Origin of the sequence: Sphaerisporangium sp. NBC_01403 (assembly GCF_045040145.1) — a bacterium.
In the GTDB taxonomy this organism is placed as follows: Bacteria; Actinomycetota; Actinomycetes; order Streptosporangiales; family Streptosporangiaceae; genus Sphaerisporangium; species Sphaerisporangium viridialbum.
The window spans coordinates 5,231,108-5,252,518 of record NZ_CP109534.1; the positions used below are offsets into that span (position 1 = coordinate 5,231,108).

Consider the following 21,411-nt stretch of genomic DNA (forward strand, 5'->3'; position numbering starts at 1 on the left):
GCCGTCGCCATCGTGCTCGTTACCGGGTTCGCTCTTCTCAACCGCGACGACTACGAGCAGGCCAACCTCCCGTTCGTCACCAAGCAGATCCAGGAGCACAAGGTCCAGAGCGCCACCATCAAGGACGAACAGCGCATCGAAATCACAACCATCGATGGCCGGCGCTTCCATGCGGAATTGGAGACATCCAGCCAAGCCTTTTGAAGCGGTACAGGCCCTCATCCGTGTCAATCTTGCGGCTGAGACCGCTGGGAGAATCACAGCCCTCCACCACAATGAAGACCGCTTTGGGGCACCTAACCAGTTACGACGGCAAATGATGGACAAGCGCAGCGGAAGTCCCTTACGGTTTTGTCACCAGATCGGACGAGGTGTCGGCGCGCCACGTCAACTGTCCCGCTACTTGGAGGAGTGGAAGTTGACACCGCATCGGCAACCCCCGTGGATCAACGTGCCCGTCACCCACCAGGGCGCCGAGCCGCCCGCACGTCGTAGACGGGCCGTGCTCACAGCGTTCTGCCTGACTGCCATCCTCGCCGTGGGCGGCCTCGGAGCCTCGCCCGCCGGCGCCGCCGTGCCGCCCCAGCAACCCGGCGAGGCCAGGTACACGCTGAACTCGATGGGGGGCGCCCAGCCACCGGCCGGCACGTACGAGGCGGAGTCGGCGGCACTCGCCGGCGGCGCGACTGTGATGACCGACCACTGCTGCTACACCGGCACCGGTTTCGTCGCCGGGTACGGCACCGTCGGCGCGGCCACCACGTTCAACGTCACAGCCAGTTCAGCGGGGGCGTACGACGTCGGGCTGCGCTACTCCAACGGCCCGTACCCGTTCGTCGGCAACAAGACCGTCAGCGTCTACGTCAACGGCGCGAAGATCAGACAGATCACCCTGGCCAGCACCACCGACTGGGAGACCTGGGCGACCAAGACCGAATCGCTCAACCTCAACGCCGGGACCAACACCATCTCCTACCGGTACGACCAAGGCGACACCGGATATATCAACCTCGACTTCATCACGGTCGCGGGCGGCGGCGGCACCGGCGCCAACCTCGCGCTGAACAAGCCGGCCACCTCGGACAGCGCGTGCAACGCCAACGAGACCGCGGCGAAGGCGGTCAACGGCAGCGTGTCCGGCGGCAACAGCGACAAGTGGTGCTCACTCGGCGGCAGCAAGTGGATGCAGGTCGACCTCGGTGCCAGCAGCAGCGTGGGTCGGTTCGTGGTCAAGCACGCGGCGGCCGGTGGTGAGCCCGCGACCTTCAACACGAGGGACTTCAACATCCAGGTGAGCACGAACGGCACCACCTGGACCAACGCGGTCACGGTCACCGGGAACACCGCCGGCACGACCACCCACGACATCGCCGCGACACAGGCCAGGTACGTGCGGCTCAACGTGACGGCGCCGACCAGTAGCACCGACACCGCGGCACGCATCTACGAGTTCGAGGTGTACGCACCGGGCGGCACACCGGCCCGGGTGACGCTGTTCGACGGCTCCAACCTGGCGGCGTGGCAGCACACCGACGGCAGCGCCGCGACGTGGCTACTGACCGGCGGGGGAATGGAGGTCCGCAACGGCGACATCCGCACCCGGCAGACCTTCGGCGACTTCAAGATGCATCTGGAGTTCTGGCTGCCGCAGTACCCTCCGGACGTCACCGGCCAGGCAAGGGCCAACAGCGGCGTGTACCTGCAGGGCCGCTACGAGGTGCAGATCCTCGACTCCTTCGGCGACACGACGCTGGCCAACGACGAGGCAGCATCCATCTACTCCAAGAAGGCCGCCGACAGCAACGCCGCGACCGCCCCCCAGACGTGGCAGACGTACGACATCACGTTCCGGGCCGCGCGGTACAACAGCGCAGGCGTCAAGACCGAAAACGCCCGGGTGACGGTGGTGTGGAACGGCGTGACCGTCCACAACAACGTCGCCGTCGACGGGCCGACGACCCTCGGCGACGCCGAGGGACCGTCCGCCGGCCCGATCCGGCTGCAGGACCACGGCAACCCGGTCCGGTACCGCACCATCTGGATCGAACCGACAAGCTGACCGATGGAGGCCGGCGGGTGGCCCGTTCAAACGAGGGCCATCCGTCGGCCTGCCATGTATTGAGCGTATGTTCAGGTCGATGATTCGCTCTGGATCGTTGATCGGAATCGGGACCGCGCGTAGCGGAGCCGCCTGAGCCAGGGCCTGGTGGCGGTGCTCGTTGTAGAACTGTTCGTACTCGCGCAGGGCATGCCGCAGGTGGTGTTCGTTCCAGAGCAGGCAGCGGTCCAGAAGTTCACGGCCGCCCCGGGCGAACGTGTCCCGGCCGGGAGGGGAAGCGGCGGGTCAGTTCGGAGCGGGGCCGCCCAGTTGGGCCAGGAGTTTCTGCATGCGGTCGATCTCGATGCGCTGGTCGCCGTCGACGTGGGAGGCGTAGGTGAAGATCTCCGTTTCCTGGCCGCCGTCGCTGTTGAACAGTTTCTCGACCATCTGGAGCGCGCCCATGTGATGGGCGATCATGTACTGCACGAAGGCCCGGTCGAAGTCTGTGCCGGTGGCCTTCTTCAGTTCGGCGAACTGCTCCTCTGTCAGCATTCCGGGCATGAGCTCCCCGCCCGCGCCGGAGTGATCGTGGTCCGCGGCCGGTACTGTCTGGCCGCGGTCCCGGAGCCAGCGTCGCATCAGCGCGATCTCGTCCTCCTGGGAGGCCTGGATCCGCTTGGCGATCAAAGTGATGTCCCGGTTCGTGCTGCGGGAGGGGACGAGGTCGGTCATTCGCAGCGCCTGGGCGTGGTGCGGGATCATCCCCTGCATGAAGAGCACGTCCGCGGCGGTGAACGGAGTGTCAGCGACCGCTGACGCTGAGCTAGCGGGGAGCGTCTGTCCGGGTGCGCCTGGAGATCCCGGTTGAACGATCACTGGAGCGGTCGGCGCCTTGGGCGTCTCCGTGGTACATCCGGCGATCACGCCCGTGACCAGCGCTAACATGCCTAGATATCGCAGTGTGGGCAGCGAACTCATTATTTGGGACCTTTTCCGCCTTGCCGGGTGATGTCCACCAGGAACAATAGAGATGTCATGGTATAGAACATCAAGGTCGTCTCCGTTACAGTTCGCGGGTAACACCAAAGTGGATCTCCCCCCCAGCTGGCGTCACAAGAGGCACCGGCCAGATCCCGGGTCGCCCTTCGCGATTGATCAACTAGGGAGGAGATGCCCGAAAGAAGGGAAACGGCCCGTGAGAAGTAGCCGTTCGGCACGTGGGGGACGTGCCAGACTACACAAGCTCGGGATCATCGCCGTAGGCGCGTTACTGCTGGGGCTACTGCCAGCCGCGACCTCCGCGGCCGCCGACGTCGACCCCCGGGTCGGTCTCAGCGCCGGATGGCTGGACGCCCAGCAGGCCATCAGCGGAATGGAACAGACCGCGCACCGGGACAGGCCAGAGGGCTTCTACGTCCCCTCCAGCCCAGGCAACGGCTCGTACCTCAACTCCGACCTGGCATTCGGCGGAAACTACGCGTTCTCCGGCAACTATAACGGTTTCAACATCTACGACATCTCCACCGGCGGTAACCCCGTGCTGAAGACGTCGGTGGTGTGCCCGGGCGGGCAGGGCGACCTGTCGGTGTACGGGAACCTGCTGTTCATGTCGGTTGAGGAGACCCGCGGCCGGATCGACTGTGGCACGCAGGGAGCCAGCGGTACGGTCAACCCCGACCGCTTCCGCGGTGTCCGTGTCTTCGACATCAGCGACATCAGCCACCCGGTGCAGGTGGCGGCGGTGCAGACCTGCCGCGGCTCGCACACCCACTCGCTGGTGACCAGCAAGAACGAGCCGGAGAACGTCTACGTCTACGTCTCCGGCACCGCCAGCGTTCGCTCCGGCCAGGAGCTCGCGGGCTGCGCCAACACGGCGGCGACCGACCCGGCCACCTCGCTGTGGCGGATCGACGTCATCCGGGTGCCGCTGGCCGCGCCGCAGAACGCGGCGGTCGTGAGCAACCCCCGGCTGTTCACCGACCCGGAGACCGGGGCGATCAACGGCCTGCAGAACTCCCCGCCCACTCCGCAGCACCCGGCGGGCATCAACTGGTCGCCGTCGCCGGTCACCAACCAGTGCCACGACATCACGGCGTACCCGGAAATCGGTCTGGCCGCCGGTGCCTGTGCTGGTAACGGCATCCTGATCGACATCTCCGACCCGACGAACCCGAAGCGGCTCGACGCGGTCTCCGACCCCAACTACGCGTACTGGCACTCGGCCACCTTCAACAACGACGGTACGAAGGTCGTCTTCACCGACGAGTGGGGCGGCGGCTCCGCCGCGCGCTGCAGGACCACCGACCTGCCGTCCTGGGGCGCGAACTCGATCTACGACATCGTCAACGGCAAGCTCGTCTTCCGGAGCTACTACAAGATGCCGGCGCCGCAGACGACGATGGAGAACTGTGTCGCGCACAACGGGTCGCTCGTCCCGATCCCCGGTCGCGACGTCATGGTCCAGGCCTGGTACCAGGGTGGCCTGTCGGTGTTCGACTTCACCGACTCCAGCAACCCCAGGGAGATCGCGTTCTTCGACCGTGGCCCGGTCAGTGGCACCTCGCTGGTCACCGGCGGCTACTGGTCCGTCTACTGGTACAACGGCTACATCTACGGTAACGAGATCGCACGCGGTTTCGACGCCTTCAAGCTGACGCCGAGCCAGTTCCTCAGCCAGGCCGAGATCAACGCGGCGGCGGCCGTGAAGCTCGACGGGTTCAACGCGCAGCACCAGCCGAAGCTGACCCCTGGCCTCTCGCTGGCCGTGACCGCCCAGGCCCGCTGCGTGGGTACGTCGGCGTACGTGGCGGTGACGGGCGTCAACGACGGCACCGTGCCGGCGAACGTGACGCTGTCGACCGCCTACGGTGCCAAGACCGTGGCCGACGTGGCCACGGGCAAGCAGGCGTACCAGTCCTTCAACACCCGGACCGGGCAGCTCGCCGCGGGCACGGCGACCGTGACGGGCACCGCGACGATCGGTGGCAAGCAGGTCACCTCGTCGCTCGACGCGCCCTACACCGCGATCAGCTGCGGCTGACCGGACCGGCGGTAGCCACGGTGTACGCGCCGGGGACGCCGCTTAGTTGAACCGGGGCCGGCCGGCCGACAGGACGGCCGGCCCCGCCCCCCATAAGTGGAGCAATCACATGAAAAGCAACAGGACCCCCCAGATACTCGCCGTATCCGTGCTCGCTCTCGCGCTTGCCGGTGTGGCCGGTCCCGCGATGGCGGACGGCGACCCTGACAACAGCGGGATCGAGGTGTCGGTGACGATCGAGCCCCTCCGTGTTCCCGGTCAGGTGTCGATGACCGTGGCGGACAACAGCGGCGTGACCCTCGCGGAGAACGGATCCAACGCCGCCGCCCGCCAGTTCACCGGCACCCTGCCGACGGTCACGGTGTCCGACACCCGCCTTCCCGACGAGATCCCTGCGGGAGACTTCTGGGCGGTGGTGGGCCAGTCCGGCCAGTTGGTCGCGACCGGCGACCCGGCCAAGACCATCGGCCCGGAGTACCTGGGATGGACCCCGCACCTGCTGACCGGCTCCTCCACCGGGTCGGTGGCGCCCGGTGAGCCCGTCTCCAGTGTCGTCTCCGACGGCACCGGAGCACCCGCCGTGGGTCTGCAGGGCCAGGAACTGCTCGTCTCGACCGCGAACTCCGCTGACGAGATCGGCACCCACCAGGTCAACGCCGACCTCGCGCTGCGCACTCCGGTCGACGTCGCCGCCGGGGAGTACCACTCGACCCTGACGCTCTCGCTGTTCAACCAGTCCTGAGCCAACGGGAGAACACTCCCCGCCCGCTGTGGCGAGACCACGTTCACCGTCGTCGTGACGAGGAGAGTCGGGGCACGTGCTCCCACACCTACCGACACACCATCAAGTGACGACCGGCGCGGTACCTGCCGGCCTTCCGCCAGGTACGAAGACCCGCTGGTAGACGGGCGGGTCACAGCTCGGCTCCGGTGGAGCTCCCCAGCTCCACCGGAGCCGCCGCCTTCTCAAGGACCAGTCGGCCAGCCGGCTGTGCCTCGGCCGAGGCTGCCGTTCGATCCCCGGTCCCACCGGGTTTTGTGCGGCACTACCGATGTGAGATCTGGGCGCTACATCCCCAAAAGTGCCCAGAAATAAGACTGTTATCGAAAAATACCTTAAACGGTAAATATGACCGCTTGACGGAAATAGGACCGTTGCAAAAGACTTCCCTCGACTTGCGTGCTTCCTGCCAGGGTGAACTCCCCCCACCTGGCCGGCACGCAGATGGAGGAACGTCAATGAGAGGCGCTGCCAACAGCAGCAGAGCTCGCCGCTTCGCCGTTGCGCTCGCATTACCCCTGGCCATCGCTGTCAGCCCACTTCCGGTGCTCGCCGACCCGAGCCCGCCGGTGAGCGACGTCGCCCCTGACCGTCTGCCCGCCACCGAGCAGAACGGCGTCGCCCTGGTCCGGATCGTCGTGCCGGAACAGGCCGACGTGGACCGGCTGGCCGACATGGGCGTGGACCTGGCCGAATACAAGAAACCCGTGGATGACGGCATCGAGGTGCACGCCATCCTCAGCCCTCGGGAGGCCGATGACCTCCGGGACCAGGGCTTCGATCTTCGTGGCGTCATCTCCGACGAGAGCGACTTCGCCGCCAACAAGGTCGAGCGGTCGCAGGCCCTGGCGAGGGTCGCCGCGGCCGAGGCCGCGGCGGAGGACACGCTCACGGTCCTGCGCGCGGAGTGGTTCACCAGCCTGGACAACCAGCGCTTCCTGTCGGTCGAGGTGAAGTCGAGCGCGACCGACGCGCAGACCGTCCTCACCGCCACCTGGGACAGCGGCAAGGACACCGCCCCCGACTCGGGCGGCACGGCGACGATGTCCCGCTTCACCGACGCCGGCCAGTACATGTACCACCGGTTCACCTCGCCGCTCGCGATCGACCGGGAGCCGGCCAAGGTCACGGTGACCAGCAACCGCGGCGGTACGGTGACGGCGAAGGTGAGCAAGTGGCTGGGTGCGCCGCGCAAGGCGCCGAAGGAGCACTACGTCTCCGACTTCACCGACCACTACATGGACCCGACCGAGGTCACCGACCGGATCGTCGGTCTGGCCAAGGAGTTCCCGAAGACGTCGGAGATCATCGACCTGCCGTACAAGACGAACGGCTACCGCCGGCTCGCCCAGGCGCAGTTCGGCACGGCCTCGGCCGGCATTGTCTACCTGAGCTCCAAGACCTACGGCAGCGAGGGCGGCAACGACATCACCGCGGCGCTGGTCAACCCGAACGCCGCCTCCTCCCCGCTGTCGGTCGCGGTCAACGGCAAGGACATCGTGGTCAACCTGGCCACGAACGCTTCCGGCGCGATCACCAGCACCGCCAAGCAGGTGGTGGACGCCGTCAACGCCGACCCGGCGGCGTCGGCACTGGTGACGGCGAACACCTACCGCGGCAACGCGGGCGCGGGCGTGGTGGCCGCTGCGACGACCGTGCGGCTGACCGACTACCTCAAGGCGCCGGCCGGCGTGTCGCGCGACCCGTTCCAGATGAAGGTCCTGCGCATCGGCAAGAAGCGGGACCGCTCCAAGACCGGCGTGTTCCTCTACTGCCAGGAGCACGCCCGTGAGTGGGTGACCCCGCTGACCTGCGTGGAGACCGCCGAGCGGCTGCTGCGCAACTACGCGCGGGACAACGCGACCAAGAAGCTCGTGGACAACCTCGACATCTTCGTACTGCCGACCGCCAACCCCGACGGCGCGCACTACTCGATGTACGACTACAACATGCAGCGCAAGAACATGGTCAACTACTGCGCCGCCAGCGCGGCCGACCCCGCGAACCGCAACGCCTGGGGTGTCGACCTGAACCGGAACTTCTCGGTCGGCGCCATCTTCGACGGGTACAACGGCTCCTCGTCGACCTGCACCAGCGAGACCTACTCCGGCCCCTCCAAGCTGTCGGAGCCGGAGACCCGCAACGAGGTGTGGCTCACCAACCAGTACCCGAACATCAAGTTCGCGATGAACACGCACTCCTACGGCGGCTACTTCATGTGGCCTCCGGGGGCCTACAAGACCGCCGGGCGCGAAGTGCTGCCGCGGGTCGACTTCGGTACCGAGAACTACTTCTGGTCCGCTTCCGACCACATCCTGTCCGCGGTGCAGACCCACCGCGGCACGGCGATCTGGCCGGGCCGTACCGGTCCCGTCACCGACGTGCTCTACTCGGCGGCCGGCAACAGCGCCGACGAGCACTGGTACAGCCGCGGCATCATCGGCTGGGACTTCGAGGTCGGCGCGGACATGTACAACCCGGCCACCAAGCGGTTCACCGCGGTGGGCTTCCAGCCGGCCTTCAGCGAGGGTCACGAGGAGACGATGGAGTTCGCCAACGGGCAGATCGCCATCCTCGAGGTCGCCCGCGCCTTCGCCGATGACCACGAGCGTCCCGAGTCGGACCTGAAGATCACCAGTCGGACCGACACCTCCACCACGTTCACCTTCAAGATCGACGAGCCCGCCAACGTGTACTACACGCTGGACGGCAGCCGGCCGACGCTGAACTCGCTCAAGCTGGCGTCGGCGGGCATGCGTGAGAGCGCGCAGCAGATCACGGTCGACAAGACCACCGAGGTGTCCTGGTTCGCCGTCGACATCGCCGGCAACATCGAGAAGAACTACAAGCCGGACGGCAACGGCAAGAACTACAACAAGGAGACCGTGAAGGTCAAGACGCCGCCGGTGACGACCGCGACGACCACCCCGGCCGAGCCGGCCAGTGGCTGGTTCACCGGTCCGGTGTCGGTCACGCTGTCCGCGACCCCCGGGCAGGAGAGCAAGGTCGACCGTACCGAGTACCAGCTCGACGGCAGCGCCTGGACCAAGTACACCGCGCCGATCGCCATCATCGGGGACGGCTCGCACACGCTGGCCTACCGCTCCGTCGACAAGGCGGGCAACGTCGAGGTTCTCAAGACGCTGACCGTCAAGGTGGACGCGACCGCGCCGGTGACGACCGCCACGGTCGGTGCGGCGGACAACGGCGGTGTGCCGGCGACCCTCTCCGCGACGGACGAGACGTCCGGCGTGGCGAGCACCGAGTACTCCCTGGACGGTGGCGCCTGGGTGCCGTACACCGGGACGGTCACCGTCTCGGGACAGGGGCAGCACGAGCTGCGGTACCGCTCGGCCGACAAGGCCGGGAACGTTGAGGAGATCAAGGTTGTCGCGGTGTCGGTCGCTCCGGAGATCGCGCTGACCGTGACCGCCCAGGCCCGCTGCGTGGGCACATCGGCGTACGTGGCGGTCACGGCCGTCAACGACGCCTCCGTGCCGGCGAACGTGACGCTGTCGACCGCCTACGGTGCCAAGACCGTGGCCGACGTGGCCACGGGCAAGCAGGCGTACCAGTCCTTCAACACCCGGACCGGGCAGCTCGCCGCCGGCACGGCGACCGTGACGGGAACCGCGACGATCGGTGGCAAGCAGGTCACCTCGTCCTACGACGCCACCTACACCGCGATCAGCTGCGCCTGACCGGACCGGCGGTGGCCACGGTAAATGCGCCGTAGGTGCCCGGGGACGCCGCCCTTAGTGAACCGGGGCCGGTCGATTCGGCCGGCCCCGGCCCTGCACCCATAAATGGAGCGATCACATGAAGACCAAGAGAGCCACCCAGATACTCGCCGCATCGGTGCTCGGCCTCGCGCTTGCCGGCGTAGCCACGGCTCCCGCGATGGCGGACGGCGACCCTGACAGCGACGGGATCGAGGTGTCGGTGACGATCGAGCCCCTCCGCGTTCCCGGTCAGGTGTCGATGACCGTGGCGGACAACAGCGGCGTGACCCTCGCGGAGAACGGATCCAACGCCGCCGCCCGCCAGTTCACCGGCACCCTGCCGACGGTCACGGTGACCGACACCCGCCTTCCCGACGAGATCCCCGCGGGAGACTTCTGGGCGGTCGTGGGCCAGTCCAGCCAGTTGGTCGCGACCGGCGACCCGGCCAAGACCATCGGCCCGGAGTACCTGGGATGGACCCCGCACCTGCTGACCGGCTCCTCCACCGGGTCGGTGGCGCCCGGTGAGCCCGTCTCCAGTGTCGTCTCCGACGGCACCGGAGCACCCGCCGTGGGTCTGCAGGGCCAGGAACTGCTCGTCTCGACCGCGAACTCCGCTGACGAGATCGGCACCCACCAGGTCAACGCCGACCTCGCGCTGCGCACCCCGGTCGACGTCGCCGCCGGGGAGTACCACTCGACCCTGACGCTCTCGCTGTTCAACCAGTCCTGAGCCGGCGGCGGGACGCCACCGCCGCTGTGGATGTCCGGGACGTGTGCGAGTCTGGCGCACGTCCCGGAACGTTCACGATGAGACAGGAGACACCTCTGTTGGCCATGAGCAGTCCGCGCAGGGCACTCGCCCTCCTCGCGCTCCTGTGCGCTGTCGCGACCACCCTGGTCGGATTCGCCGGCCCGGCCGGCGCCGCAGGCCGGAGCGACATCACCTGGTCGGTCGCGCCGGCCGACGCCAACGGCCCCGATGGCCGCAGCGTGATCGATGTCGAACTGGCCGGTGGGCAGGAGGTGACCGAGCATGTCGCGATCATCAACCGCTCCACCAAGGAGGTCGTCTTCGCGATCGACGCCAACGACGGCTACCTGACCGCCAAGGGACTGTTCGACATGCGGCCCTCGGACGCCACGCCGACCGACGGCGGAGCATGGATCAAGCTTCCCGACAAGGTGACCATTCCCGCCGGTGCCACCGCCGTCGTGCCCGTCAAGGTCTCGGTGCCGCGGAACGCGACGCCGGGGGACCACCCCGCGGGTGTCACCGCGTCCGTGGACACGATCTCCGGGCAGGTCCGGGTCCAGAACCGGGTGGGCGTCCGGGTGAACCTCCGCGTGACCGGCGACTACGTGGCCAAAGTCGCCGTGACCGATCTGCGGACCGAATACACCGGCTCATGGAACCCCTTCGCCGCGGGCTACATCGACGTGACCTACACCGTGGCCAACGTCGGCAATGTCCGGGTGGCCCCGGACGCGCAGGTCCGAACGTCCGCGTTGGTGGGGGAAAGCGGCTGGGACGACACGTCCGAAGCCAAGACCAGGGAAATCATGCCGGGTGGCAGTCGCGAGTTCACCGCACGGGTGACCGGCGTCTGGCCGATGGGGTCGATCACCACGAAAGTCGTGGCGATCCCCTCACCCGCGGGTAAGTCGCCCCCGGGCGTCGTCGCCGAGCGGGTGACGATCGACACCACGCTCTGGGCGCTGCCGTGGCCGCAGCTCGCTCTCCTCGTCCTCCTCGTCGTCGCCTTCCTGGTCATCCGGGTGGCCGTTTCCCGGCGCCGCAGGCGCCTCGAGCGGCAGGCCGCGATCCTGCGCGAGGCAAGCGCACTGATCGCCCACTACGGCGGCACACCGAAAGACTGACCATGCCCGGGGGTGCCGGGCGACCGGAAGAAGACACCATGGCCTGGAGTCCTCCACGAGTACTCACATGCCGCTTGGGCCTGCGGCGCGGGAACCGGCGTTGTGATGACGCGTGCCCTTGGTGTGGACGGCGGCTGCGGCCTCGCTGGACGCACAGCGTACCGCTGGCGGTACCGGAAGCTACTCACCGGTAGCGAACAGGCGTAGCGTCGAAAGCATCCACGGTCTGAGGAGGTCGCGATGACCGAATACGCCAGGGCACGTGAGGTCGCCGAGCAGGCCCGCGAGAAGGAGTGGGCCCGTCCGAGCTTCGGAAAGCAGCTCTTCCTCGGCGACTTCCGGCCCGATCTCGTCCATCCGGCACCGGAGTTGAGCGAACAGGAGGCCAAGAAGGGCGAGGACTTCCTGCGGGCCCTGCGGAGGTTCCTGCACGACAGCGTCGACCCGGCGCTCATCGAACGCTCCGCGGTCGTGCCGGACGACGTGGTCAAGGGCCTGCGTGCGCTCGGCGCGTTCGGGATGACGATCGACAACAAGTACGGCGGGCTGGGGCTGAGCCACCTGTACTACACACGGGCGCTCGCGCTCACCGCGTCCTACTCCCCCGCGCTCAGCGCGCTGCTCTCGGCCCACCAGTCCATCGGCGTACCTCAGCCGCTCAAGCTGTTCGGAACGCCCGAGCAGAAGCAGCGCTTCCTCCCCCGATGCGCACGCGGCGGAATCTCCGCCTTTCTCCTCACAGAGCCAGATGTAGGGTCCGACCCCGCCCGGCTGTCCACGACCGCCGTCCGCGACGGCGACTCGTATGTCATCGACGGGGTGAAACTGTGGACGACCAACGGGGTCGTGGCCGACCTCCTCGTCGTGATGGCGCGGACGGGGAGCAAGATCTCAGCCTTCGTCGTCGAGGCCGACGCCCCCGGCATCACCGTCGAGCACCGGAACTCCTTCATGGGCCTGCGCGGGATCGAGAACGGGGTGACCCGCTTCCACCAGGTCCGCGTCCCCGCGGGCAACCTCATCGGCCGCGAGGGACAGGGGCTGAAGATCGCGCTCACCACGCTCAACACCGGCCGCCTCTCGCTCCCCGCCACATGCGCCGGCTCGGTCAAGTGGGCCGCGAAGATCGCACGCGAGTGGGGCGCCGAGCGAGTCCAGTGGGGTCACCCGATCGGAGAGCACGAGGCGGTGGCCCGCAAGATCTCCTTCATCGCCTGCACGGCTTACGCCCTGGAAGCCATCGTCGACCTGGTCAGTCGCCTGGCCGACGACGAGACCAACGACATCCGCATCGAGGCGGCCCTGGCCAAGCTTTATGGCTCGGAGATGGCCTGGCGAGTGGCGGACGAACTGGTCCAGATCAGAGGCGGACGGGGATACGAGACCGCCGAGTCGCTGCGGGCCCGCGGCGAGCGGGGCGTCCCCGCCGAGCAGATGCTGCGGGACGTACGGATCAACCGCATCTTCGAGGGCTCCACCGAGATCATGCATCTGCTCATCGCTCGCGAGGCCGTGGACACGCACCTCTCGGTCGCAGGAGGGCTCATCGACCCGAAGGCCGACCTCAAAGCCAAGCGACGGGCGGCGACCAAGGCGGGCGGCTTCTACGCTCGCTGGCTGCCCACGCTGGTGGCGGGGGCCGGCCAGTTCCCCACGTCCTACTCCCATTTCGGCCCGCTCGCCCACCACCTCAGATACGTGGAACGGACCAGCCGGAAGCTCGCCCGGTGCACGTTCTACGGCATGTCGCGATGGCAGGGAAAGCTGGAGCACAAGCAGGGCTTCCTCTCCAGAATCGTGGACATCGGCGCCGAACTGTTCGCCATCACCGCCACCTGCGTCCGGGCCCAGGAGGACGCCGCCGAGTTCGGCCACAAGCCGCAGGAGATCGCGGACATGTTCTGCCACCAGGCTCGGCTGCGCGCGGACGCGCTGTTCCACCGGCTGTGGGACAACTCCGACGCACGAGACGTACGGCTGGCCCGCCTGATCCTTGACGGGCGTTACACGTTCGTGGAAGAGGGCATCCTCGATCCCTCACTGGACGGCCCCTGGATCGCCCCTGCCCTACCCGGTCTGTCCACCGCGAGCGACGTCCACCGCCATATCCATTGACGCGGACGCCGCTCTGGTCGAGTCCCACCCATTTTTGGGTCGCTGTTGCATGTCAGATGGTTCGCAATTGCACGCATTCGCGCTGAGTATGGGGGAAGGCGGTACTCCAGGTCGGCTCGTTTGCTGAGTGCCTTCGCCGACAACGGCAGCAGGCGAGGATCTCTGCGCCGCCGGAGGTCGCCAAAGCGCCTCCGGTGCCACCGCACCGGCGCGACGGGGGCACACGGAGCGACTTCAACGGCCGGTCCCAGCTTCTGGGAGCGCGGGGACGCCGAAGCCGAAGCTAGGGGGCAGGCATGAGCCTCGACGGCACTCCCAAGGCCATCGCGCACCACGCGAGCTTCATCGACGACCGCATCGGCGCCGGGAGCTTCCTCAAGCGCAACCTACGCAAGGTCTTCCCCGACCACTGGTCGTTCCTGCTGGGTGAGATCGCGCTCTACTCCTTCGTCATCCTGCTCCTCACCGGCACTTTCCTGACGTTCTGGTTCAAGCCGAGCATGGCCGAGGTCGCCTACAACGGCTCGTACGCGCCGCTGGTGGGCGTGCACATGTCCCAGGCTTACGAGTCCTCGCTGCACATCAGCTTCGACGTCCGCGGCGGCCTGCTGATCCGGCAGATCCACCACTGGGCGGCGCTGCTGTTCGTGGGGGGCCTGATGGTGCACATGCTCCGGGTGTTCTTCACCGGGGCCTACCGCAAGCCGCGCGAGCTCAACTGGATCATCGGTGTGCTGCTGTTCACCCTGGCGCTCGCCGAGGGGCTGACCGGTTACTCCCTTCCCGACGACCTGCTCTCCGGCGCCGGTCTCCGCATCACCCAGGGTGTGTTGATCTCGCTCCCGCTGGTCGGTACGTATCTCTCGTTCTTCCTGTTCGGCGGCGAGTATCCCGGGGAAGACGTGATCTCGCGGTTCTACACCATCCACATCCTGCTCATCCCCGGCCTCCTGCTGGCGCTCATCGCCGCTCACCTGACGCTGATGTGGGTGCAGAAGCACACCCAGATGCCGGGCAAGGGGCGCACCGAGCACAACGTGGTGGGCGCCCCGCTCTACCCGTCCTTCATGCTGAAGTCGGGCGCCTACTTCCTGTTCACCTTCGGCGTCCTGGCGCTGCTCGGCACGTTCGCCCAGATCAACCCGATCTGGCTGTTCGGTCCGTACACGCCGGCGGACATCTCGGCGGGATCCCAGCCCGACTTCTACATGGGCTTCCTGGAAGGCTCGCTGCGGCTCATGCCCGCGTGGGAGATCAACTTCCTCGGGTACACCCTGCCGCTGAGCGTGCTCATACCGGCCCTGCTGCCGATGGGCATCATCTTCACCGGCCTGGCGCTATACCCGTTCGCCGAGCGGTGGATCACCGGGGACGACCGTGAGCACCACCTGTGCGACCGGCCCCGCAACAACCCGCACCGCACCTCGATCGGCGTCGCGGCGATCACTTTCTACAGTCTCCTGTTGGTGATGGGTGCCAACGACTGGATCTCGGCGAAGTTCCACATCCCGCTGTACGCCACGACCGAGGTGGGGCGAGTGCTCATCTTCCTCGGGCCGGCGTTGGCGTACGTGGTCACGTACCGGCTGTGCGTCGGACTTCAGCGCAGGGAACTGGAGCAGGTGCTCCACGGCGTGGAGTCCGGGGTCATCAAGCGCCTGCCCAACGGTGAGTACGTCGAGGTTCACGTTCCTCCGCCGGAGGATCTGGTGGAGCTGGTACAGGGGAAGAAGGCCATCCCCGCCATCGAGGCCGCTCCGGACGGCGGTGGCGTGCCTCCGAAGGGGTTGCGCACCCCGCTCGGCAGGCTCCGAGCCGAGCTCAGCCGGGCCTACTCCTCCGACACCGAGGCCATCGGGCTGGAAACGGCCCACGAGGAGCACGAGCGGGAAGGCGAGGGCGCTCCCCCTCCGCAGGTCAGAGTCGACTGAGTTGGACGGACCGAAGTGGTGCCGACAGCGCGGGATCTCGCGTGAGCCCGGGGCAGCGTCTCAAAGCAAAGGGCCACGGAGGACGACCGTGGCCCTTTGAGGATCGACCGGTCCGTGCTGCCTCGCCGTTGCTCTCCGGCGAGACCCGCCCGCTCCGGTGCCGGAGCAGGTCGGTGCAACCTCGGGCGGCTTGATCGCTTCGGCCGCTGACGGGTCAGAGCTTGGTGAGCTTGGCGTACGGCGCCAGGATGCGCTCCTGCTGCGGACCGAAGTCGACGAGCACAGCGATGTCATCCTCGACACCGATGACTCGGCCAAGGCCGTACTTGTCGTGGGTTACCAAATCCTGCAAGGCATACTGCTCGACAGGGGGGAGGGGAGCGGCTGGGACGTTGAAAGGACTTCCAGGCAGGTAGCGCCGGGTCACGGTCCGGGATGTCTTCATTGTCTCCAGTATGCGCCTACCGGGCCCATCACGGTACATGTCTTGCCGATTAATCCGCAGAGTTCGGTGCCCTGGCCAGCGCATACACCTCTGGTCCGCACCTCGTCCACGGGCCGTCATGACCACCATACGGCCTCCCGGTCAGGATTTCCGGGTTACCACGCCGCCACGCGGAGCGACCGCGGTTCGGTTGGCGGGCACAGGCCGCGTGTCATTGGAGCCGCTTGACCAGGAACCGTGCGGAATCGGCGGCCTCGTGGCGTGTTCCCTGGTCGTCGAGGTACTGGTAGCGGTCGAGATATCGGCACCCGGTCTCTTCGTAGCCGAGCCGGAGATAGAGCGCGGCCGCCCGGTGGTTCTCGTCGTCGACGCCCAGGCCGATCCGCTGGTGGAAGCGTTGGCGGGCGCGGGCCTCGGCTGCGTGCACGAGTGCCGTCCCGATGCCTTGGGAGTGCCGTTCGGGTGAGACCGTGAGGCCGTTCAGCTCGGGACAGCCGGGGTAGCGCTGAGCGACCTCGGGGGCGGCGCATCCGTGCCACAAGATCTCACCCGAACCGACGGGGATGTCATCGGTCCAGGCGACGAGGAACGTGCTGCGGCCCTGCTCCTGCCGGCGGAAGCGCGCCTCGTGGAATCGGTTCCGTCCGGGCGACGGGATGTGGTGCTCCAGTGGACCGAGATCCTGATCCCGGCATTCCCGGATCTCCATCAGATGCCCTCTTCCACGTGGCTGACTTCCGTTCGCCCTCGGCGGGTACGTGCCTGCGGGGTGCGGGAGGCGGGAGACACGACTCCCAGTGTTACGCCCATATGTCGTACCTGGAAGGCATGTGACCATAAGGTGTCGCACCCTGCGGAGAACCGGCGATTTCCCCGATAGCTCATGCCGACCGAATCCCAGGGATACGGTTATTCCGAAATCCCCGTCGCCCCCTTCTCGGCCCTCAGGAACCCCGGCGCCGGCGGCCCTCCGGCCCCTCGCCCGGCACGCGCCACCACTTCCGGACGACGGGTATCCAGGACACAGATAACCCGAATTCGGGCAGACCGGGTGGGTCGGCCGTAACCGCTCCGTGTCATACCAAGCCGGGCTTTCCAAACCGTTGACGCGGCCGTAGCACGTATGTAACCTTTGGCCAACGCCCTGCAAGATTCTTGCAAACCACTGTTCTATTTCTTTCTTATCTCCGCAAGTTCTGGCTGGAACGCACTGCGTCCGTGCACCCGCCCCGCCCCCATCCACGGAGGCCCAGGTGATGTCGGCTTCGGCATTGCGCGGTCGGTCGCCGCCCCCACGACCCGTCGGTTGCAGCGTTCATCGCCGTCTGCGTTGAGAAACAGCACCCCCCAGCGACACCTCGGAGCGTCGCGCGGCGGAGGTCACGCACTCCCGCTTCACCCTGTCGTTCCAGACGAGAGATAGAGAACTCAATGAAGATGAAGTACCCAGCGTTAAGGCTGGTCGCAGGCTTGGTCGCGACCAGCCTGCTCGTGTTGGCGGGGCCGGTCCTCCCGGCCTCGGCAGCGGGCCCCAACCTGGCATCGGGGAAGGTCGTCTCGGCCAGCAGCTCCAACAACCCCTACACCGCCAACAACGTCAACGACGGAAACCAGGCCACCTACTGGGAGAGCAACAACAACGCCTTCCCGCAGTGGCTGCAGGTGGACCTCGGGTCGTCCGTCAGCGTCAACCAGGTCATCCTGAAGCTCCCCACCGCGAACTGGGGCGCGAGGACCGAAACCCTGGCGGTGCAGGGAAGCACGAACGGGACCTCCTTCTCCGACCTCTCCGCCTCCGCCGGGCGCGTCTTCGACCCGTCGGCCAACAACACGGTGACGATCAACTTCACCGCCGCGAGCGCCCGGTACGTCCGGCTGAACATCACCGGTAACACCGGATGGCCGGCCGGCCAGATCTCGGAGTTCGAGGTGTACGGCCCGGTCTCCGGCGGCGACATCACCGCGCCGACCGCGCCGACGAACCTGGCGTACACCCAGCCCGGCTCCGGCCAGATCAAGCTGACGTGGGGCGCCTCCACCGACGACGTGGGCGTCACGGGCTACGACATCTACGCCAACAACAACCTGCGCGGCAGCGTGGCCGGCAACGTCCTGACCTACACGGACAGCCAGCCCGACACCGCGACGGTGTCCTACTTCGTCAGGGCCAAGGACGCCTCGGGCAAGGAGTCGGCGAACAGCAACACCGTCACGCGCAACGGCAGCGGCACCGGCGGCTCGAACCTCGCCGTCGGCAAGCCGATCACCGCCTCGGGCTCCGTCTTCACCTTCGTGCCCACCAACGCCAACGACAACAACGTGGCGACGTACTGGGAGGGCAACGGCGGGGCCTACCCCAACACCCTCACGGTGCAGCTCGGCGCCAACGCCGACGTCAACTCGGTCGTGGTGAAGCTCAACCCCGACAGCTCGTGGGGCACCCGCACGCAGACCATCCAGGTGCTCGGGCGTGAGCAGAGCGCGACGACGTTCAGCAACCTGTCCTCGGCGACGGTCTACACCTTCAACCCCGCCTCCGGGAACTCCGTGAGCATCCCGGTCAGCGGCAGGGTCGCCGACGTCCAGCTCAAGTACACCAGCAACTCCGGCGCCCCCGCCGGCCAGGCCGCGGAGTTCCAGGTCATCGGCACCGCGGCCCCGAACCCCGATCTGACGATCACCGGCATGTCGTCGGCCCCGGCCGCCCCGATCGAGACCGACGCCATCACGCTGTCGGCCACGGTCAAGAACATCGGCACCGCCGCCTCGGGCGCGACGAACGTCAACTTCTACCTCGGCACCACGAAGGTCGGCACCGCCGCCGTCGGCGCGCTGGCGGCCGGAGCCACCAGCACCGTCTCGGCGAACATCGGAGCGCGTGACGCGGGCACCTACCCGCTCAGCGCCAAGGTCGACGAGGCCAACAGCGTGGTCGAGCAGGACGAGACCAACAACAGCTACACCAGCCCGTCCTCGCTGGTCGTCAAGCCGGTCGACACCTCCGACCTCGTGCCGGGCACCTCCTGGTCGCCCAGCAACCCGGCGGCGGGCAACAACGTCACCTTCTCCGTGGCGATCAAGAACCAGGGCACCGTGGCCTCCGCGGGTGGCGCCCACGCCATCACCCTGACCGTCGCCAACGACGCCGGCACCGTCGTCAAGACGCTGACCGGCTCCTACACCGGCGCGATCGCCCCCGGTGCGACCACCAGCCCGGTCAACCTCGGCACCTGGACGGCCGCCAACGGCAAGTACACCGTCAAGACGGTGATCGCCAACGACGCCAACGAACTGCCGGTCAAGCAGGGCAACAACACCGTCACCCAGCCGTTCTTCGTCGGCCGCGGCGCGAACATGCCCTACGACAGCTACGAGGCTGAGGACGGCGTCATCGGCGGCGGCGCGGCCGTGGTCGGCCCGAACCGCGACATCGGCGACCTCGCCGGCGAGGCGTCCGGCCGCAAGGCCGTCACGCTGAACTCCAACGGCGCCTACGTCGAGTTCACCACCAAGGCCAGCACGAACACCCTCGTCACCCGGTTCTCCATCCCGGACGCGGCGGGCGGCGGCGGCATCAACTCGACGCTGAACATCTACGTCAACGGCACCTTCCTCAAGCCCATCAACCTGACGTCCAAGTACGCCTGGCTGTACGGCAACGAGACCAGCCCCTCCAACTCGCCCGGATCCGGCCCGCGTCACATCTACGACGAGGCCAACGTCATGCTCGGGACCACGGTCCCGGCGGGCAGCAAGATCAGGCTCCAGAAGGACGCGGCCAACACCAGCAACTACGCGATCGACTTCATCAACACCGAGCAGGTGTCGGTGATCCCGAACCCCGACCCCGCGAAGTACGCGGTGCCGACGGGCTTCGCCCACCAGGACGTGCAGAACGCGCTCGACAAGGCACGCCAGGACACCAACCTCGTCGGCGTCTACCTGCCCCCGGGCGACTACCAGACGGCCAACAAGTTCCAGGTCTACGGCAAGGGCATCAAGGTCGTCGGCGCCGGCCCCTGGTACACGCGCTTCTTCGCGCCGACCACCCAGGACAACACCGACGTCGGCTTCCGTGCCGACTCGACCGCCAACGGGTCGACGTTCTCGGGCTTCTCCTACTTCGGGAACTACACCTCGCGTATCGACGGTCCTGGCAAGGTGTTCGACTTCTCCAACGTCGCCAACATGGTGATCGACAACATCTGGGTCGAGCACATGGTCTGCATGTACTGGGGCGCGAACACCGACTTCATCACGATCAAGAACTCCCGCATCCGTGACACGTTCGCCGACGGCATCAACATGACGAACGGCAGCACGGACAACCTCGTCAGCAACAACGAGGCGCGCACGACGGGCGACGACAGCTTCGCGCTGTTCTCGGCCATCGACGCGGGCGGAGCCGACGAGAAGAACAACGTGTACGAGAACCTGACGGCGATCCTCCCCTGGCGTGCCGCCGGTGTGGCGGTCTACGGCGGGTACGCGAACACCTTCAGGAACATCTACATCGCCGACACGCTGACCTACTCGGGCATCACGATCAGCTCGCTGGACTTCGGCTACCCGATGAACGGCTTCGGCGCCTCCCCGCCCACCACGTTCGACAACATCTCGATCGTGCGTGCGGGTGGTCACTTCTGGGGATCGCAGACCTTCCCCGGAATCTGGATCTTCTCCGCCTCCAAGGTCTTCCAGGGCATCCGCGTGAACAACGTGGACATCGTGGACCCGACCTACAGCGGCATCATGTTCCAGACGAACTACGTCGGCGGCCAGCCGCAGTTCCCGGTCAAGGACACCATCTTCACCAACGTCTCGATCACGGGCGCCAAGAAGAGCGGTGACGCGTTCGACGCCAAGTCCGGGTTCGGCATCTGGGTGAACGAACTGCCGGAGCCGGGCCAGGGCCCGGCGGTCGGCACGGCCACCTTCAACAACCTCGTCCTCAGCAACAACGCCGTGGACATCAAGAACACGACGTCGACCTTCACCATCGTCCGCAACTAGCAGGAACCGGTTCACCGGCTTCCGGGGGAGCGAGTCCCCGGAAGCCGCCCCGCAGACGAAGTGCCGCCGGAGGCCACTCTCCGGCGGCACTTCCGCGTTCCGTAGGGAAGTGAAAGTACGGATACGGCATGCTGTGGGGCCTTCTGCCGATAGCCCACCCGTCACCCAATCGACGACGGCACCAAGTGCCGCCCACCCAAGAACGTGTCCTACTCGCATGGCGGGAGCCCGGGACGCCAACTCTCCGAAGTGATCGACATGCGCCACGCCCTGACGGACAGGCAGCCCGGCTGGATCGGATTCGCTTCGTGGCCGGCGAAGTGGTGATCGGGCGCTACTTGAACATCACGAGGTCCGGGCGTCGTCATCATGTCGCCACCCGGCGTCACCACCGTGCTCGGCGGCGGACCTCGGGAGTCCCGGCGAGACCTGGGGAGGCCGG

The 21,411-nt window shown here is 67.2% G+C and carries 13 protein-coding genes; 10 read left to right on the plus strand and 3 right to left on the minus strand.

Features of this window, described 5'->3' with window-relative positions; translation table 11 throughout:
- Nucleotides 1-12 precede the first annotated feature (12 nt).
- Nucleotides 13-204, plus strand: a complete 192-nt coding sequence (locus OG589_RS23520) for a hypothetical protein (protein WP_405139526.1) — start codon at nucleotides 13-15, stop codon at nucleotides 202-204.
- 214 nt (nucleotides 205-418) lie between these two features.
- Nucleotides 419-2,059: a family 16 glycoside hydrolase gene (locus tag OG589_RS23525; RefSeq protein ID WP_405139528.1), complete on the plus strand. Its 1,641-nt coding sequence runs from the start codon at nucleotides 419-421 to the stop codon at nucleotides 2,057-2,059.
- A 285-nt stretch (nucleotides 2,060-2,344) separates the two neighbouring features.
- Here the strand turns inward: OG589_RS23525 and OG589_RS23530 are convergent, their stop codons facing one another.
- The gene (locus OG589_RS23530; protein ID WP_405152106.1) at nucleotides 2,345-2,812 is read right to left on the minus strand and encodes a DUF305 domain-containing protein; all 468 of its coding nucleotides are present in this window, start codon (nucleotides 2,810-2,812) and stop codon (nucleotides 2,345-2,347) included.
- Nucleotides 2,813-3,236: 424 nt separating this feature from the next.
- Here OG589_RS23530 and OG589_RS23535 point away from each other — a divergent pair, with 424 nt between their 5' ends.
- From OG589_RS23535 to OG589_RS23565, 7 genes are all read left to right on the plus strand, one after another.
- The gene (locus OG589_RS23535) at nucleotides 3,237-5,081 is read left to right on the plus strand and encodes an LVIVD repeat-containing protein (RefSeq protein WP_405139530.1); all 1,845 of its coding nucleotides are present in this window, start codon (nucleotides 3,237-3,239) and stop codon (nucleotides 5,079-5,081) included.
- A gap of 109 nt (nucleotides 5,082-5,190) precedes the next feature.
- Nucleotides 5,191-5,823, plus strand: a complete 633-nt coding sequence (locus OG589_RS23540) for a hypothetical protein (RefSeq protein ID WP_405139532.1) — start codon at nucleotides 5,191-5,193, stop codon at nucleotides 5,821-5,823.
- Nucleotides 5,824-6,320: 497 nt separating this feature from the next.
- Entirely contained in the window at nucleotides 6,321-9,563 is a 3,243-nt protein-coding gene (locus tag OG589_RS23545) for an OmpL47-type beta-barrel domain-containing protein (RefSeq protein WP_405139534.1), read from the plus strand.
- Between the two features lie 118 nt (nucleotides 9,564-9,681).
- Nucleotides 9,682-10,317 carry a hypothetical protein gene (locus OG589_RS23550; protein WP_405139536.1) on the plus strand — a complete coding sequence of 212 codons (636 nt, stop codon included), beginning with the start codon at nucleotides 9,682-9,684 and terminating at the stop codon, nucleotides 10,315-10,317.
- A gap of 98 nt (nucleotides 10,318-10,415) precedes the next feature.
- Nucleotides 10,416-11,465 carry a hypothetical protein gene (locus OG589_RS23555; protein WP_405139538.1) on the plus strand — a complete coding sequence of 350 codons (1,050 nt, stop codon included), beginning with the start codon at nucleotides 10,416-10,418 and terminating at the stop codon, nucleotides 11,463-11,465.
- Between the two features lie 240 nt (nucleotides 11,466-11,705).
- The gene (locus OG589_RS23560) at nucleotides 11,706-13,580 is read left to right on the plus strand and encodes an acyl-CoA dehydrogenase family protein (protein WP_405139540.1); all 1,875 of its coding nucleotides are present in this window, start codon (nucleotides 11,706-11,708) and stop codon (nucleotides 13,578-13,580) included.
- Nucleotides 13,581-13,876: 296 nt separating this feature from the next.
- Nucleotides 13,877-15,511 carry a cytochrome bc complex cytochrome b subunit gene (locus OG589_RS23565; RefSeq protein WP_405139542.1) on the plus strand — a complete coding sequence of 545 codons (1,635 nt, stop codon included), beginning with the start codon at nucleotides 13,877-13,879 and terminating at the stop codon, nucleotides 15,509-15,511.
- A 214-nt stretch (nucleotides 15,512-15,725) separates the two neighbouring features.
- Here OG589_RS23565 and OG589_RS23570 read toward each other — a convergent pair whose 3' ends face one another.
- On the minus strand, nucleotides 15,726-15,863 hold the full coding sequence (locus OG589_RS23570) for a hypothetical protein (protein WP_405139544.1): 138 nt from the start codon (nucleotides 15,861-15,863) through the stop codon (nucleotides 15,726-15,728).
- A 304-nt stretch (nucleotides 15,864-16,167) separates the two neighbouring features.
- Entirely contained in the window at nucleotides 16,168-16,665 is a 498-nt protein-coding gene (locus tag OG589_RS23575; RefSeq protein WP_405139546.1) for a GNAT family N-acetyltransferase, read from the minus strand.
- Between the two features lie 761 nt (nucleotides 16,666-17,426).
- On the opposite strand from OG589_RS23575, the gene OG589_RS23580 reads away from it, so the two are divergent.
- On the plus strand, nucleotides 17,427-20,969 hold the full coding sequence (locus OG589_RS23580; protein WP_405139548.1) for a discoidin domain-containing protein: 3,543 nt from the start codon (nucleotides 17,427-17,429) through the stop codon (nucleotides 20,967-20,969).
- Nucleotides 20,970-21,411 lie beyond the last annotated feature (442 nt).

What these genes read in the sequence shown, in the direction of transcription:
- OG589_RS23540 (WP_405139532.1), top strand. Translation starts at nt 5,191, where the DNA reads ATGAAAAGCAACAGGACCCCCCAGATACTCGCCGTATCCGTGCTCGCT.
- OG589_RS23575 (WP_405139546.1), bottom strand. Translation starts at nt 16,665, where the DNA reads ATGGAGATCCGGGAATGCCGGGATCAGGATCTCGGTCCACTGGAGCAC.
- OG589_RS23565 (WP_405139542.1), top strand. Translation starts at nt 13,877, where the DNA reads ATGAGCCTCGACGGCACTCCCAAGGCCATCGCGCACCACGCGAGCTTC.
- OG589_RS23550 (WP_405139536.1), top strand. Translation starts at nt 9,682, where the DNA reads ATGAAGACCAAGAGAGCCACCCAGATACTCGCCGCATCGGTGCTCGGC.
- OG589_RS23545 (WP_405139534.1), top strand. Translation starts at nt 6,321, where the DNA reads ATGAGAGGCGCTGCCAACAGCAGCAGAGCTCGCCGCTTCGCCGTTGCG.
- OG589_RS23530 (WP_405152106.1), bottom strand. Translation starts at nt 2,812, where the DNA reads ATGCAGGGGATGATCCCGCACCACGCCCAGGCGCTGCGAATGACCGAC.
- OG589_RS23560 (WP_405139540.1), top strand. Translation starts at nt 11,706, where the DNA reads ATGACCGAATACGCCAGGGCACGTGAGGTCGCCGAGCAGGCCCGCGAG.